12 protein-coding genes are annotated in these 15,819 nt (G+C 51.9%); 3 read left to right on the top strand and 9 right to left on the bottom strand.

All coding sequences use genetic code 11. The annotated features are described in order from the left end of the window. Nucleotides 1–60: 60 nt before the first annotated feature. Together L1F29_RS09285 and L1F29_RS09280 are read right to left on the bottom strand one after the other, a co-directional pair. Nucleotides 61–3,045 (bottom strand): extracellular solute-binding protein, encoded by a 2,985-nt coding sequence (locus L1F29_RS09285; protein ID WP_258388040.1) that lies wholly within the window; start codon nucleotides 3,043–3,045, stop codon nucleotides 61–63. Nucleotides 3,046–3,197: 152 nt separating this feature from the next. Beyond that, nucleotides 3,198–4,571: an ABC transporter substrate-binding protein gene (locus tag L1F29_RS09280; RefSeq protein ID WP_258388039.1), complete on the bottom strand. Its 1,374-nt coding sequence runs from the start codon at nucleotides 4,569–4,571 to the stop codon at nucleotides 3,198–3,200. Between the two features lie 486 nt (nucleotides 4,572–5,057). On the opposite strand from L1F29_RS09280, the gene L1F29_RS09275 reads away from it, so the two are divergent. After that, complete coding sequence (locus L1F29_RS09275; protein WP_258388038.1) at nucleotides 5,058–6,089, top strand: glycosyl hydrolase; 1,032 nt, start codon at nucleotides 5,058–5,060, stop codon at nucleotides 6,087–6,089. Between the two features lie 85 nt (nucleotides 6,090–6,174). Here the strand turns inward: L1F29_RS09275 and L1F29_RS09270 are convergent, their stop codons facing one another. The 4 genes from L1F29_RS09270 to L1F29_RS09255 form a co-directional block, all read right to left on the bottom strand. Then, a complete protein-coding gene (locus tag L1F29_RS09270; RefSeq protein WP_258388037.1) occupies nucleotides 6,175–7,299 on the bottom strand; it encodes a glycoside hydrolase family 172 protein in 1,125 nt (374 codons plus the stop codon). A 5-nt stretch (nucleotides 7,300–7,304) separates the two neighbouring features. After that, nucleotides 7,305–8,666 carry a hypothetical protein gene (locus L1F29_RS09265; RefSeq protein ID WP_258388036.1) on the bottom strand — a complete coding sequence of 454 codons (1,362 nt, stop codon included), beginning with the start codon at nucleotides 8,664–8,666 and terminating at the stop codon, nucleotides 7,305–7,307. 84 nt (nucleotides 8,667–8,750) lie between these two features. Further along, nucleotides 8,751–9,842, bottom strand: coding sequence for an alpha/beta hydrolase family protein (locus tag L1F29_RS09260; protein WP_258388035.1), 1,092 nt, complete (start codon nucleotides 9,840–9,842; stop codon nucleotides 8,751–8,753). 17 nt (nucleotides 9,843–9,859) lie between these two features. Next, nucleotides 9,860–10,690 (bottom strand): phytanoyl-CoA dioxygenase family protein, encoded by an 831-nt coding sequence (locus L1F29_RS09255; RefSeq protein WP_258388034.1) that lies wholly within the window; start codon nucleotides 10,688–10,690, stop codon nucleotides 9,860–9,862. Nucleotides 10,691–10,915: 225 nt separating this feature from the next. Here L1F29_RS09255 and L1F29_RS09250 point away from each other — a divergent pair, with 225 nt between their 5' ends. Next, a complete protein-coding gene (locus L1F29_RS09250) occupies nucleotides 10,916–11,749 on the top strand; it encodes an AraC family transcriptional regulator (protein WP_258388033.1) in 834 nt (277 codons plus the stop codon). Nucleotides 11,750–11,882: 133 nt separating this feature from the next. On the opposite strand, the gene L1F29_RS09245 is transcribed toward L1F29_RS09250, so the two are convergent. Next, nucleotides 11,883–12,626: a phytanoyl-CoA dioxygenase family protein gene (locus L1F29_RS09245; protein WP_258388032.1), complete on the bottom strand. Its 744-nt coding sequence runs from the start codon at nucleotides 12,624–12,626 to the stop codon at nucleotides 11,883–11,885. A 139-nt stretch (nucleotides 12,627–12,765) separates the two neighbouring features. Between L1F29_RS09245 and L1F29_RS09240 the strand changes: the two genes are divergently transcribed. Further along, entirely contained in the window at nucleotides 12,766–13,581 is an 816-nt protein-coding gene (locus tag L1F29_RS09240; RefSeq protein ID WP_258388031.1) for an AraC family transcriptional regulator, read from the top strand. Nucleotides 13,582–13,793: 212 nt separating this feature from the next. On the opposite strand, the gene L1F29_RS09235 is transcribed toward L1F29_RS09240, so the two are convergent. Beyond that, entirely contained in the window at nucleotides 13,794–14,696 is a 903-nt protein-coding gene (locus tag L1F29_RS09235) for a dihydrodipicolinate synthase family protein (RefSeq protein WP_258388030.1), read from the bottom strand. A 254-nt stretch (nucleotides 14,697–14,950) separates the two neighbouring features. Continuing rightward, a complete protein-coding gene (locus L1F29_RS09230) occupies nucleotides 14,951–15,676 on the bottom strand; it encodes an NAD-dependent protein deacylase (RefSeq protein ID WP_258388029.1) in 726 nt (241 codons plus the stop codon). Nucleotides 15,677–15,819: the final 143 nt, after the last annotated feature.

Raw genomic sequence — 15,819 nt, 5'->3', positions numbered from 1 at the left:
CGCCGTTTCTGCGGCATTCGTCGGCAACGCAATTCCCCCTTTGCTGATAGAGAACCAGGATTATTCGGGCAATTTAAATTCTCTGCGCTTCTGTCTGATTTCGTCATTGATATACTGCACGTAATCCTCAAGCGCCTCGCGCGGGCCGGCGTGATCGTCGATCGTCACCCAAAGACCGCCCCATGTCCGGCCGCCGCCTCCGCCGTTTATGACCTTCCAGAAAGCATTATCCAGATGCCGTCCGGTAAAGTATCCGCCGGGAACCTGAGGTATTCCCCGGACCCATTGGAATTGCTCGGTCAGGTTCCGGAAGTCCTGAGCAGGCCATGGCAGCTTCTCCAGCGCTTCGATATTGGCCGTCGGATAGCGGGCCGCTGCGCCCATTAACCCTTCCATCTCCCGTCCGAACCGGGTCTGCGTCGCTTCGTCCGTCCACCATTTCATAAACTCCCAGGAGCTCTCTTTATCAATTGCCTGCTTCATCATGACGATACCGGATCCGCTGCCCGACACTTCTCTGCGTATGTCCCCGCCCTCTTGCTTCCGTCCCGGAACGGGCGCAAAATTCCAAAGACCTCTAATTTCCGGAGCAAACACCGTCAATTGGTTGTAGGTCGTATAATCCGCAATCCCGATCGGCATCTCGCCCGTACGGAAACGGTTGGCGAAATCATAGGCCGTCGGAAGACCGTAATCGGTATAAAATTCCGTCCATTCCTTGAATGCCTTCACGCCGATTTCGGAATCGATATCGCTGGCCTTGCCTTCATTCTTATAGAACGATCCGCCAAGCTGATATAACAGCATGGCCATCGTCGGATTCGGATCCGGGTTTTGCCCGGCTTGCAGCTGCACCATCTGCGGCAATCCGAAATCCATATGATTCTTATCGAGCACCGGCAGCATATCATAGACGTCTTCCCATGTATCCGGAATTGCCAGATTCAGCTGCTCTAGTATATCCTTCCGATAGAATAAGACATTAAACGTCTGCGTCTCCGGCAGCGCATATACGCCCTCCCCGTAGCGGTAAGGAACGATCGCGCTGTCTCTGAACCGCTCGGCCACCTTCGGATAATCGGGAAACCGGGTCAAATCTTCCACCGCATTGCGCATCGCATAGTTGACCGGAACATCGCTCCCGACCTGAAGCGTTACATCCGGACCTTGATTGGCCAATGTCGCCGGCAGGAGCAAATTTAACGGAACCAGCTTCACATTCACGCCGATTCCGGTTGCGGGCGTAAAGCTGGTATCAATCATCGACTTGATGACCTGTGCCTGGTCGCGTCCGCTTCCTACCCATACGTTAATGGTCTTGTCCGTTACCGTATCGGATATGCTGCCGATTTCATTGTAATCAATGAAGAAGGAGTTCATGAACGAACGCAGCTCATGCCATACCTTCGCCGGAGAAGCCCCTTCCGATCTCGGCAATTTGGCCGTTGGCGCCGCAATGGTTATGGAATCGATCTGCAGCGGTTGCTCCCTTGCCTTCAATACCCAGGTACCGAGCGCGCCGACGTTAGCCGTGTAGCTTGCAAGCCGCTTTGGAACGGTTTCGGGATCGTCCGCCATTTCCTGGAGCTGATCCGCCATCGTTCGCAGCACGGCGACCTGTTCGCTCCGCTGGCCGGTTATTTCCTCAAGCCGCCCGGCTACTTCATTCAAGCTGTCTCTCTCTTTCTTGAACGTATCGACCATATCCGGAATCTTCTGTTCGATCTGATAATCGCGGAACGAATCGGGAGTGGACCCCGTAATCATCAATATTTTCCGGTACATCCGGTTAAGCTGCAGAATATCGGTTTCGACCTGACGGATGAGAGGCGCCAGATCCCCGAGCACGACCTCCAGCTTCAGCTGGTGCGTGCCTTCCTCCAGATAGAACAGATAAGGCTCCCCGTCTCCGAGCTCGGTCATTTGCCATCCGCTCTTATAATAGAAAGGGATGCGCTCCATCTCCTTGAACGGCACCTGTCCGTCTATCGTCAGCTTTCTCGAGGAATACATGCCCCGCAGCAAATTCTGCTTCGCTCTAATGCCGATCTTATATAAACCGCTCTTCGGCACGGTAATATTCCAGACTATCCATTGCCCCGGTATTCGCCAATTGTTGCCGCCGATCGTGTTGATCCGGATTTTGGATGCGCTGTACGGCTCGACCGCCGGCGTGGAGCGGTCCGCTATGGGGTATAAGGTAGGCGAAGATTTATAGGCGGCCTCTTCACCCTGAACGACAATGGGTTTATCCGTAAATGCCTCATAGCCTCTCTCGCCATAGAGCGCTTTCATATCCGCATAAGCGGGAGGCTGATTATTCTGAAAAAGCTTGAGCTCTCCGATCACGAGAGGCTCGCGCTCTGATTTTAACGTTATCCGGTGTTTGCCTTTCGTAAAGTAATAGGCGAACGGTTCCTCATAATAGCCTTCGCCGTCCTGGAACATGGCTTCCTGCCAATCCGGCTTCTCCGCCTGCTCCGGTCGCAAATCATTGCCCAGCGTATCCCTTGCCATGGACGATTGGGCATTGCCCCATACCCGCGAGAACTTCAGATTCGCCGATTCAATGAACGGCGTTTTTCCGTCGATTTCAACCCCGCGTTCGATCGACGCGCTTTTCCCTTCTATGGGGAAATAAGTGATTCCGATGTTAAATAATCCTTCGCGTGGCACTTCAATATCCCAACTGATCGTACCTTGTTCATCCGTTTTCACCGCATTGCCGGCGAATCCCTCATAATCTTTCAAGATCTCGGGGTTCATGCCCTCGCTATGGGTAAACGAGTCGGCCGGTATCATAATCGGTTCATCCGGTCGCGGCGATGACGAATGAACGGATATATACTCATCGTAGCTGCCTTTCTTGTAACTTTTATTCGTATCCTGCAGCCTTGCCGATGCTTCCCGCTTCTCATTCGCGCCGGATTGCTGCGGGTTGGCCGTTGATTTAACTGCCGATATGGATGAGAACAGCACGCCGGTACAAATGAGCAAAAGCATGATCGATTTAAATTTCTTGTTGTTGTTGGGTATACCGTTCAACTTTATAGCCCCCTCTTCATGGCTAGAGACGAATGGCTGTCAGGCAGAAGAAGGAAATCTCCACTTTCACGAATAACGGCGAACAATGGAGATTTCCCCGAATGGCATCATGCAAGTTTTCACTCAAGAGCTGATGAGCTGCTAACGGCTTGTCATTTGCTATTAGCCTTTAGGACCTTATCGATCGCTGCTTGAGCCTCCTGCTTCACTTTCTCTGCAGCCGTTGCCGCAGGGACCTGATTTTTCACAACATCGCTTACCATCTTGCCGAATGGATAATCGGGATAAGCGCCGTAATTCATGAATTTCTCCTTGCCGGACATGCTCAAGATCATTTCGATATCCTTCTCGGTGCTGTAGTACTGCTCCAGGAGGTCTTGACCGATGTAGTCCTCCTTGCTTGGTATGTTCCGGAGTTCGGCATAAATTTTCGCAACCACGTCCGGATCCTTAACGCCTGTAGGAATAACCCAGGCATGGCCTCCGGATACCGGCGCGCTGTAATCCGTTCCTTGCGGCCCCATCGGGAACGGCACAAATCCGTAATCGATGTTCTTCTTCTTATAATCGCCGTTAATCCAAGTCCAGCTGTAGGTCATCGCAACATCGCCATCACCGAAGGTCACTCGCTCTTCCCAGTTGTCCACATCGCCTTTCGCGACCTTGACCACTTTATCGACATTGTACATTTTGTTCAGGAAGTCGAGCGCTTCAATCGTCTTGGAATCCGTAAGCATTTCTTTGCCTGCGTCATCGTCGGCAACCGTACCGCCGTTGGATACGATGAGGAATTGGGCCGTTTCCATATTCCAGCCCGACCAGCCCCATGTGTCCGGTTTGCCGTCATTGTTCGAATCCTGCGTCGCCTGCTTGGCCAGCTTGCTGAACTCCTCCCAATTCCATTTTCCTTGGTCCACCAGATCCTGCGGGTCCGTTAATCCGAGTCTTTTGAAGATCTCCCGATTGTAGACAATGCCGCCGTCACTGATTCCCCATTTTACTCCGAAGCTGTAATCTTCACCGAGGATCGGATAGCCTTTCTCCAGATGAGGATATTCGGCGATATCCATGTAATCGCTCAATTTCATGATCTGGCCTTTTGGTATTGACGTAAGCTGCCAATCATACTGCAATCTCACGATATCGGCGAAGGGCTGCCCGGCCATCGTTGTCGTCGTAAACTGCTGAAAGTAATCGCCGAACGGAACGTTGACATACTCGAATTTCACATTGTATTTCTGCTCAATGGCTTTCTGGTTCTCAATCAACGCTTTGCCCGTATCGTCAACAGGCTGCGGCGTTTCGTCCCACCATGCTGCGATCTTGATCGTTCTGCCTCCCAAATCTTGTGTCTGCACCGGCTCGTCTTCGCCTGTCTCTTCGGTTGATGGATTGTTAGCGGGCTTGCTCGTGTTTTCCGGTTCCGGCGGTTGATTCGATCCTGTTGTCTCCGTACCGCATGCCGCAATGACCACGGCCAGCGCCAAATAAAGCACCATCAATGTAAGCACTTTCATTTTTTTCATGCGATGACACCTCCACTTTGATTTAGATGGATTTCTTTTCATAACGATACATCGCTCTTGAAACTCTTGAACCACACAACATGATCACGCACAACTAACAGTTAGCGTAAAAACATTACCCGGTGATTCAACTCCCCCTTCATAGTGGCTAACAAATAAACCTTAACATGGTAAAATATACGAAATCACAAATCCATTTAATAACAAGAAGCTAATAATGTCAATATCATTTTGTTATGTTAATTAGCGTCATTTTAGCAAGAATCGCTTTTTTTTCGGGTTAAATCGCATGAAATCAAGGAAATTCGCAGAATTTCCCCTAAAATTTAGGTTGTAATTGAGATTTATACAATAACAGACCACTGTCTCGCACCCACAAAAGAACCTAAATCAATAAATGGTTCAAAAGTAATATATTAACTTTGTTATTAATATATAACTAAATTTGTGATAACATGGTTCTCAAACCGTAAAGGAGGCATTCAAATGAAAATTCAACGTAAGCGCAATGCTCATTATGAAGTGAAGCCCGCGTTAATCAATCCGCAGGCATCGGTCAACGCAAGAAGGCTGATGAAATATCTATGCGATATGTACGGCGAACGAATCCTGTCCGGCCAGCAGGCACCCGGCTTGAACCCGGCGGAAATCAAGATCGTTCATCAAGAAACCGGGAAATACCCGGCCGTATGCGGATTCGATTTCATGGACTATTCCCCTTCGCGAGTCGAATTCGGCACCTCTTCCGACGAGACCGAAGCTGCAATCGCTTGGTGGCAGGAAGGCGGAATCGTTACGTTCAGCTGGCATTGGAATGCGCCCAAGGATCTGCCGAACGAGCCGCCGGATGCCATGTGGTACAGCGGGTTCTATACCCGTGCCACTACGTTCGACATCGCCAAGGCCATGAACGACCGGACATCGGAAGATTACGCCTTGATTATCAGGGATATCGACGCCATTGCGGTACAGCTGAAGAAACTGCAGGATCATGACATTCCCGTATTATGGCGACCGCTGCACGAAGCATCCGGCGCTTGGTTCTGGTGGGGGGCCAAAGGTCCTGGGCCATGCATAATGCTGTGGCGACTTATGTATGAACGGCTGACACATCATCATGGGCTGCACAACTTAATCTGGGTTTGGAACGGCCAGGCCAAAGACTGGTATCCCGGCGATGAATATGTCGATATTATCGGAGAAGATGTCTACGACAAACCGGGACAGCATACCTCCTTGCATGAGCGTTTTGAGCAAGCGCTTTCATACACCAACGAGAGCAAGATCATTGCCCTCTCGGAGAATGGTCCTATTCCCGACCCCGATTTATTATTGAAGGACGATGTGCTCTGGTCCTGGTTCTGTACGTGGTGCGGCGGATTCGTATACGTCCAAGAAGACGACAAAACGACCTATTCGGAATCGCATACGAAGCTCGATAAGCTGAAAAAATTCTATTCGCATCCGCTCGTGATTACAAGGGAACAGCTGCCGGACTTGAAATCTTACCCGCTCTAATTCATCATCCGGGCCTAAGGACGTATATACAGAGGGCTGTCCTAAAGTCATCCGACGCTAGAATAGGACAGCCCTTCTCTCCCTCTTATTCCCGCTCGTGCCCCCACAGTGTCTTCCCGGAGCCCAGCGCCTTCCTCCACTCATGACGCCAGCGATGGACATCCGTATGATTGATTTCAGGCATATTGCCCCGGGATTCCTTGGCCGGCAATGGAGGGAATACTTTGTGAGGCTCCATCTGATACCAATACGAAACGGTGCAAATATCCAGCGTGAGCGCGTTGTCATGACCATGTTCGATGCTGGCGCGAAGCGACTTGTCAAAGTAGACGGGATCCTCCATCATAAACCGGCAACAATGCGTTCTCCCCATCCAGCCTAATTTATGCTGCGGAATTCGGGCATAGCCGAAATAAGGATGCAAATAGATCTCATTCGGACACCATGAGCTATTGAAGAAATCCTCCGTTCCCGTTCCGTGCAGGGATCCCGGCCACGGCTCGCCGTCAACGATCCACATGTCGTCGCCTTCGCCATACCACATCGGTCCCGGATTATCGACATAATAATTCACGCCGACAAAATGTCCCTTGCCTGCGATATCGGCAAGCAAATAATTGTTCGCATCGGAACGGTTGGAGCCTTGAGGACCGACGATTCCCCATTCCGTCTCCCCTTCCTCGGGATGCGACTCCGTCAATTCCTTGTTCCACCAAGCGTGAAAACGGCCCATCGTTTCCGGCATGGTGAGATGCTCCTCGTAATCGACATAGTAATAAAATCTCTCGATGGCATGCTCCGACTGGTTCTCCAGCGTAATTCTCGCCCCGTCGCCGAACGGCATCGGAAAATAGCAGTTCAGCGCCTTCCCGGCACTGGGTGCGGCCGCCAAGGGAAGCGAGACGAAGTTGTATTCTTCTCCCCACCCTTGACCGAAGAAATCCCCCAAGGGAGCTTCTACGCTCGGCGCCTGTTCCTGATCCCAATACATCCGGATGACGGCATTGCGCCTGATCATCGGATCCGGAGTCATGAGCGTAATCCAAATATGCTTAATGATACCGGCCCGTGGAATCAAGGCCAGCTCAGCCGTTTCTCCCGCTTTGATCTCAATCCAGTCCGCGTTCCCTCCGCTTCTGTCATAGCTGGAAACGCGTTTCGTTTTGATATTGCTGCGAATTTGGCAGATGCCTGCTAGCAAACTTGTCATCTTAATCATCCTCCGCTTCTGACGGCTTCCCGCCGCTCTCGAATTTCCGATATGAAGTCGTCCCACCACTTATCGTGATTGGACAGAGGAGCATTGCCGCCCGACCCGTCCCCCCATTTTTCCCACAGCGGCTTTGTTTGCGCGTGCATCTTCTCCAGACTGCCGTAGTCGAGCAGGAGCCACTTGCGGCCGATCTGCGCATGGAGCACTTCATCCGCCCAATCGTAATCCTGAAATAACGTTGCCAGCTCATGATCCGACTTTTGGGCGATTACCCATTCCCAATGCTTACCGGTCTTCTTGTTCATCAGTCCCTGCTCAATGGCCCACAGCACCAAGTGCGCTTCAATCGGCTCGAACCGGGTATTCAGGGAAACGGAAGAGCTGATATCGATCGGGTACTTATAGAACGGCACCCCGTGCGCATACAAGCCGACCTCGCCCATCATCGCATGGCGCGCTTCATCCCACAGCTGCCGGGATAAATCGGCGTAATAGTCCCAAGGCTTGTTCTTGGTCCGGTACAGGATTGGCCCCATCCATTCCGGCACGTCCATCTCCCGCAGCCGCTTATATAATAAGGCGTAGGTCCGCTCGTCATATTCCCTCGCCTCGTCTTTGTAATAGGCATCGATTTCTGCCGATCGGTTAAACATGTCGATGAATCGCGGATCCCGCTTCGGCATAACGTCCATTTCGTATTCACCGCCATCCGAACGCGGCGATGAGTGGCGCTTCTCCGGCAGCGCTTTCAAATCGCCGAAGATTCCGCCGGCCTCATGCATGAACGCTCGCAGATGCTCTTCCCACTTCCGGGAGCGGGTGACGTCGTCTTCCTGCAGCATCAAAGCGGCCAACGCTTGTTCGCCCCATGCCTGCATCTCCTCTTCTTCCCGCAGAATCGTCTTGAGAACCCTGCAGGTCGGATAATCGGTTAACGGATTCGTCTCTTCCAGGTGCTTGCGGATCGAACGAATCATCTCCGGCTTGATGACCCCGTAAATTCCCGTCAGCAGCTCCAGCGTATTCTCCGAGCGGATCACTTCATCCATCAGCTGCTCCAGCTTCGGATCGGGCGTCTGATCCAATTGGAGGGGCGGCTCGCGCATTTCGGACACCCGCTTACGCAGCAAGGCCGCATGCTCCGCATCCAACCACAAATGCAGACTGAACGCACATTTGACCTCCCATTCCGGCGTCCGGGCAAGATGGGCGGCAAAGATCGCATTCAGCCTCGATTTGATATAATTGAACCGCTTCAATAGCGTTACGTTAAATTCGACAGCGTAGCCCGTCTTGCAAGCTTCTTCATAGCTGCAAATGCCGGCAAGAGGGGGAATCCCTAAATTGTCCATTTGAACTCTCATTGAAGCACCTTCTTTCATAAGGTTTCATTTCACTTGCAGTCCGTCGAATGCTCCCGGCTGCGCGTATGAACCATTCCAGCCGCTTTAGCCCAACGCTTTGTTTACAAATGCATCCGTTTCCTGGCCATCCCACAGATGGGCTCCTTCAAATATATGATGATGCAGGCGATCCTCCTGTCCCCACAATGCGTAAGCCCGCTGAGTGACTGCCACTTGTTCCGTCACATTGACCATCCCGCGCTCCCCGTTCAAGCCGTCACGGGTCCCGGTTTCGATTAGAAGCGCTCTTGGAGCGATCAAGGCGCCGATGTCTCCCATATCGGCATAATTCCACAGATGGGGCACATAATTACAGCCGCAATTTTGCGACAGCTTCAGTAGAGAATCTTTGTATCCATAGAAATATCCGCTCACAACCGCACAGCGCACTCTTTCGTCCATCGCAGCCAGCCACAGCGTCTGAAGCCCTCCGCCAGACAATCCGGCACAGCCAATCCTTGACGCATCGCAATCGTCGCGTGACTGGATATAATCGATCAATCGCATGAGGTCCCATACCCACATTCCCGTGAGAGAACGGCCAAGACTGATCGCGACATGATTTAAAGCCACGCAGGTGCTATTCAAGAAAGCATGCTCCTCGTCTCCTTGCAGCATCCACTCTCTCCGTTCACCGAAGCCTCTCGCATCGGGGCAGAATACAATGTAGCCTTGCTTGACAAACCTTTCACCGTAACCGTAATTATAATTGGTTACCGCATCGGCGATTGAAGGGATATCGGTTCGGGCAGCAGGTGAATATTTCCCTCCGCTGGCATGACCGTGAGGGGTAATCATGCAGCGCAATTTACCGCCCCCGTCATTCCCGTCTTGCGGGATGAGGATATAGAAAGGCATTCTTACGCCCTGCTCCGTCTCGATCGTCCACTTCTCTCTCCGGTACCCGTCCATCTGCGTCGATTCGATAAGCTCAGGCTCGAGCGGGCATCGTTCCATTTGATTCAGGCCGGTAATTTCCCGCAGTTTGGCAACAAGGTTACTTCTCCATTCCTTGTATTCATCAATGGCAGGTTCGTCTGCCAATCCCATTCTGCGGGAATTGGTATCGTATACGCGCATGAGCTGCTCGGTCGACGTGTAATATCGATCCGTATGGATCGTTCGATTCTGTTGCATTCGCTCTTCCCTCCCGTTCAGCATTCCGCTGAAGTCATTTCATTCGTAAACATCCGTTTGTATTCGGCGTGCGTCAGCTTCTGAGCCGACTTGGGTACATAATGAAACTGCAGCGAGCGCCGGCGCTGGTCTGAGAAATTGTTAGGCGTCCCGTGATAAAGCAAACCGTGGAAAAACAAGGCTCCCCCAGGTTGAAGCGGAATAGCCGTATCTTTCTCTACCGGCACATTCGTATCGCAGATCTGCCAATCGCGAACGGAGTAATGCGGGACGCCGCCGTCCATATGAGAGCGCGGAATAACGTGCATGCAGCCGTTATCAAGCGCCGCTTCGTCCAATGCGATCCAGACGCCGACGACCGCTTTGTCATAGGCTACGTTGCCGTAAGCCATATCTTGATGCCACGGCTTCTCGGCGCCACCGTAAGGAGGCTTTAATAAGGCCTGATTTTGCGCAAGCTTCGCCTCTTCCCCCAGCAATCTTTCGACGAAGGATATGATATCGGGATGGTAAGCGATTGCATGCAGCTCTTCATGAAAGTCAACGAAATCAAAAACTTTGCGGACGGCCAATTCCCGCTCCTCATCGGTCTTCAGGTCGTCTTGCGGCTTGGTGAATTGTACGTTCACCTTCGTCTCCCGATCGAAGATCGTTTCCATTATCGCAGCGACGGAACCGTCGACTTGTTCCTTGTTCAACACTTGCCCGACGGCAACAAACCCTTGCTCCCGATATTGCTTGACATGCGCCTCCGTAATGGCATCCATCGATGGCACCGGCTGATGGACGTTGTCATAATGGTACATGAGGCGGTTAATCTCTTCGGCATTTTGCGGTATGTTTTGCATGGTTCACCCTCCCTAGTTAATCGAACCGATCGTGCTGCCCTTCACAACATCCCCCATCACCTTCCTATATCTAACTGCTTGTCGGGCACGTGTCGGCAATTTCAATACAAAGAGTTTGTGTTCAGCTTATCGCAAATTCTGAACAAATTCGCCGCAATAATTGACTTAATGTTCTAAACCCCGCATAATTTGCGATATATTATATCCGATAAGGAGTGCAGAAGGATGTCCGATCCATTGATATTCGAAACCCCCGGATCGCTTGTTTCGATGGAATACATCAAACGAACTGGCCCCTTCAAGATGCAGACCGGCCACTACCATAACTTTTATGAAATCTATTATTTGGTATCCGGTCAGCGGCGTTACTTTATTGAAGACCGCTCCTACAGTATTCAAGAAGGCGATCTCGTCTTCATTAATCCACAAGTGCTGCATCAGACTTCTGATGAGGGCGAATCGGCCCATGAAAGAATCGTCATCTATTTCACGGAATCGTTCTTGCGGAATTCGTATCATGCGGAAGCGGATTTGCTGCTGCGACCCTATATGCGGGACAATCCGGTGTATCGGCTGCAGGTTAAAGAGCGAATGCAGGTAGAAGCGCTGATGGAGAAGCTCATGCATGAAATGCGGACGAAGGAGACCGGCTATGAGCTGGCTATTCGTCTGGGGGTCATCGATCTTTTGTTATCGGCCGCACGTTATTCGGCACGCAGCAACGTGTCGCCGCTCGACACGCCTCTTTACCGCAAAATAACCGACATTGTCCGCTTCATCAATGAAAACTACGCCGAGCCGCTTACGTTGAATTCATTAGCCGGAAAATTTCACGTCAGCCCTTATTATTTGAGCCGCACCTTTAAGCAGGCGACCGGTCTCACCATTTTTGAATACATGAACATTACAAGAATCAAAGCAGCCGAGCAGCTGCTCAAGCAATCGGTCCTGAGCGTGACCGACGTATCGTCAGCCGTTGGCTACAATAACTTTTCCCACTTTGGAAAGATGTTCAAGAAACATACGAAAGCTACGCCTCGTGAATATCGGAAGTCCTGACCGCGTTAAGCTCCACCCGTAGTCCAGCTATCCGCCGGCCTGTTGAATTGGAGGGAATATGGGGCAAATAACAGCAAAGGTTCCAGCCATCGAGCCGGAACCTTTGCCGCGTCTATGAAGCCGTTCTCATAGCTTAATACAATGGATATTTCACGCGCAGATCTTCCCGATGCAGCACGCTCGAATCTTCTCGGATATAGTGGCACACGTACGAACGGCGCCAGCGGTCCTTGCTCCGGTTTTTGGTGGAGGAATGAATAAGGAGCTCGCTGAAGAGCAGAATATCCCCTTTCTCCATAATAACCGGAATTTCTTTGAGCTCATCGACCCCTTCGGTTTCATGCGTCCATTTCTCATGCTCCTCGAGATTTCGAACGGCGCCATGCGGCAGAAGCCCCAGCTTATGAGTTCCGGGCATAACCCATAGACAGCCATTCTCTTCGTCGACCGATTCCTCCATCGCAACCCATGCCGCAATCATCGTCATCGGGTCGTCCTTGATGTAATAATAGTCCTGATGCGCCGCTTGCCCCGGCGAGCCCGGCTCTTTATAGAAATACATGCTTTGCACGCATACGGCCTCTCTTCCCATCAGTTGAGCGAGCGCGCCCCGTATGAGGACATGCTTCATCATCTGTCTGGAGAAACTGTCTTGCTGATGCGGATTGAACAAGCGGACCGAATACCTCTTGTCATCATCGCACTTCGCCCATTCGGGCAGCGGAGTCTGGTTGCGGAGATCATAGATGTGTCCGTTAAAGGCATCTATTAGATCATCCGACATCCCTTTCTTAATCAGGATGTAGCCTTGCTCATTAAAAAAATCGATCTGCTCGGCAGAAAGCGGCGTAAGGGGAGGTGTAAATGTCGTATTCATGAATATCTCCTTTGCTAAAACATTTTTCGCTTTGCTATACTCACAGCATACGGCCTCGCCGCAAGGCAGAACAATGGCTGCAATTTGCCGAAATGTATCTACAATTGATAATTGACGCATTTTTACCGGAGGTGGGTTTATGCTGCTGAATCAAGTAACCATTCCATTCGAAACCGTGGCGTCCGCTGCTGCCGGTTCCATCGTATATCCGCCCGGCGGGAGGTTCGGACCTCGCATTCAACAGGACGTTCAGCTCGTCATGCTCTACACGGGCGAAATGATCGTCACAATTGACGGGCAGGAGCTTCGCGTCCAGCCCGGTCACGTCGTGCTTCTTAAGCCGGGGCACGAAGAATCGTTCATCTTCTCCAGAACGGAAGAAACCTGGCACCGCTGGATAGCCGTGCATGCTCCGGCGCTAGCCAGCAGCGTAATGGAGAGTCTGTATGCGCTGCCGCCATATTTGCCGCTTACTGAGGAAATGAACCGGCTGACGGATCTCATGCTTCATCTTCAGCGGCAAGCGATGCCGGCCGATCCCGTTCTTCGCAGCCTAGGGCTCACCGCCCTTCATCTGTATCCGACAGAATCGACCAAAGCTTTTCTCCAGAAAGAGAAGCATCCCGCCATCTATGCCGCTCTCGCTTGGATGCACGAACATTATGCCGAAGACGTGACACTCAAGGAGATCGCCGATCATGCATGCCTGTCCTCGGAACACTTGGTCCGGTTGTTCAAGCAGTTCGAACAGACGACTCCCATCCATTACTTGTGGCAATACCGCGTAGAAAGGTCTATAGAACTGCTGACGAATACGGGTCTTAACGTCACCGAAATCGCGCATCGCTGCGGCTTCAAGACATCCCATCATCTCGCAAGGCTAATCAAACAGTCGACAGGGCGGACAGCCTCGGAAATCCGCCAGCTGTCTTGGAGCGGTCTGCGGAAAGCGTGAGACGGCATAGTTTATCATCCTATTATGGAGTCCAACACGCCGGATCCCGGAACGTATCAAGGCAGAACGAACCCGCTGCGGCTCGTAACGAGCTACAGCGGGTTCGTTCATCTATTCGCTAGCTAACAGCTTACTGCCCTCCGGCAAATGCTGGACGAGCTGCTCGTCTACCGAATTATCCCTGCGGCGAATCCACGTATCGAAGCAGTGAATCAGGAACCGCAGAAGGCTTCGAACCACGCTTCTATGGCTTTGGCCGATGTCGGCTGTATAGCGCTTCCGCCCCGCGTTCTCGTACTCATAGGAACACCGCGCAAGGAAACTAAATATTTCGCCGTCGCCGTATATCCCATGCCGAGAAGCGAATCCAGGAAGATCAGCTGCCGGTGCGCTTCCTTCGCGATCGTTTGATCTTCATCCAATGCGTGCTTCCACAGCTTCAGCGCAACGTCGGCTACAGCCGTTGTCGTAATGGCCATGATTCCCCTCGCGCCCTGCTGCAGCGAAGCAAGCATCAATGGCGTATTGGCCTGCAGCACGATACCGTCTGGCGCCCCATTAATCTTGGCCAGGATCCCTTCCATGGTGCAGGTGGTGTCTTTAATGCCCACGACCCCGTGCCGGTTCACCAAATCGCTGTAAATATCCGCATCGATCAAGTGCGGCTTCCAGATCGGGCATTCGTACAATAATACCGGTACCGGGGATGCCTCGGCCAGTTGCGCCAAATATTGACCCAGCTTGCGCTGATCCTCCCCCATACCGGCCGGAGGGACGAGCACAATGCCCGAAACGCCCATTTCCGCGATCCGCTTAATCTCTTCCTTATTCTCCTCAACGCCCTGCTCCAAATTGGCTGTCGCCACTACAGGCGTATGGCCGGCCCGTTTGACCGCCAGCTCCGCCAGCACGATCCGTTCCTGCAAGGAAAGATGCGCCATCTCGCTGCTGCCGCATACGGCAAACAGTCCGTTAGGCTTATGGGAAAGCTGCCATTCGATATACGCCTCGTAAGTCTTCCAGTCGATTTCCCCCGATTCATCAAAAGGGGTAAGCATTAATGAATAAACGCCTTCAAACTCCCCGCGACTTCCTTTCGCCTTCTCGATTCCCATACGAACACTCCCCCATATCGATAGATTCGCTATTTCCGGGTACAGCCCTACAATGAGAATACATCCCATCCCTTTCGAGATGATGATTTTGAAGCGCTTTCATTTCCCCGTCGCCAGGCTTGGCCTCGGACATCTGCCTCCCGATATGATTACCGAAGGCGTCAGCCTGTAAGCCTGCATTGTATCGTAATAAAGGAGACCCCTGGGAAGCGCGCCTCCTTTATTCGAGCAATCATTCGATCCTTAAGAAAAGGTTATTCAACTAACGCATGGAGAACGCGGCCGATGCTGTCGGAGATGACATAGTCGGCAAGCCCGTCCATCGCAGTGGCGCTTTTGTTAATCAGAATGAACGCGTTCCCTTCATATAGCCGAAGCAGCCCTGCCGCCGGCTGTACCGTAAGCGAGGTACCGGCAACGATCAGCACTTCCGCCTTGTGAATATAGGATGCCGCACGCTCCAGCACATCCATATCCAAGTTTTCCTGATACAGCACGACATCCGGCTTCACGATCCCGCCGCATTGCCGGCATACCGGAACGCCGGGCGATTCCATCACATACGGTAACGGATATTTCGCATAGCACGCGATGCAGTGATTGCTCTGGACGGAACCGTGCAGTTCAAGGACATTTTTGCTTCCGGCCAGCTGATGCAGCCCGTCAATGTTCTGCGTAATTACCGCCTGCAGCTTGCCCTGCCGCTCCAGCTTCACCAGCGCTTCGTGCGCTTTGTTCGGCTTCGCCTCCGGATAAATCATTTTGGATTTATAGAAGGTATAGAACGCTTCGGTCCTTGCCTTGAAGAAGTCACGGCTCAATATTTCTTCCGGCGCGTATGTTTCATCCCCGCTGGCATTGTACAGCCCTTCGGCAGACCGGAAATCAGGAATTCCGCTCTCCGTCGAAGTTCCGGCGCCTCCGAAGAAGACAATGCGGCTGCTCTCGCTAACCCGATCCTTTAATTCCTTAAAATCCATAGCAGACTGCCTCCATCCTTCCTTACGAACAGGAACAGCACCCGCTTCACTCCTCTGCGGAGCAAAGCAGATGCCGTCCCATTCGCTTCTATTGCTCTAGATTATATCATAGGATAGGGATCAAATCTTCTATTTAAGACATC

The organism is Paenibacillus spongiae (assembly GCF_024734895.1).
In the GTDB taxonomy this organism is placed as follows: domain Bacteria; phylum Bacillota; class Bacilli; order Paenibacillales; family Paenibacillaceae; genus Paenibacillus_Z; species Paenibacillus_Z spongiae.
The sequence above is the reverse complement of the archived record's forward strand: the minus strand, read 5'-3'. Positions and strand labels throughout refer to the sequence as shown.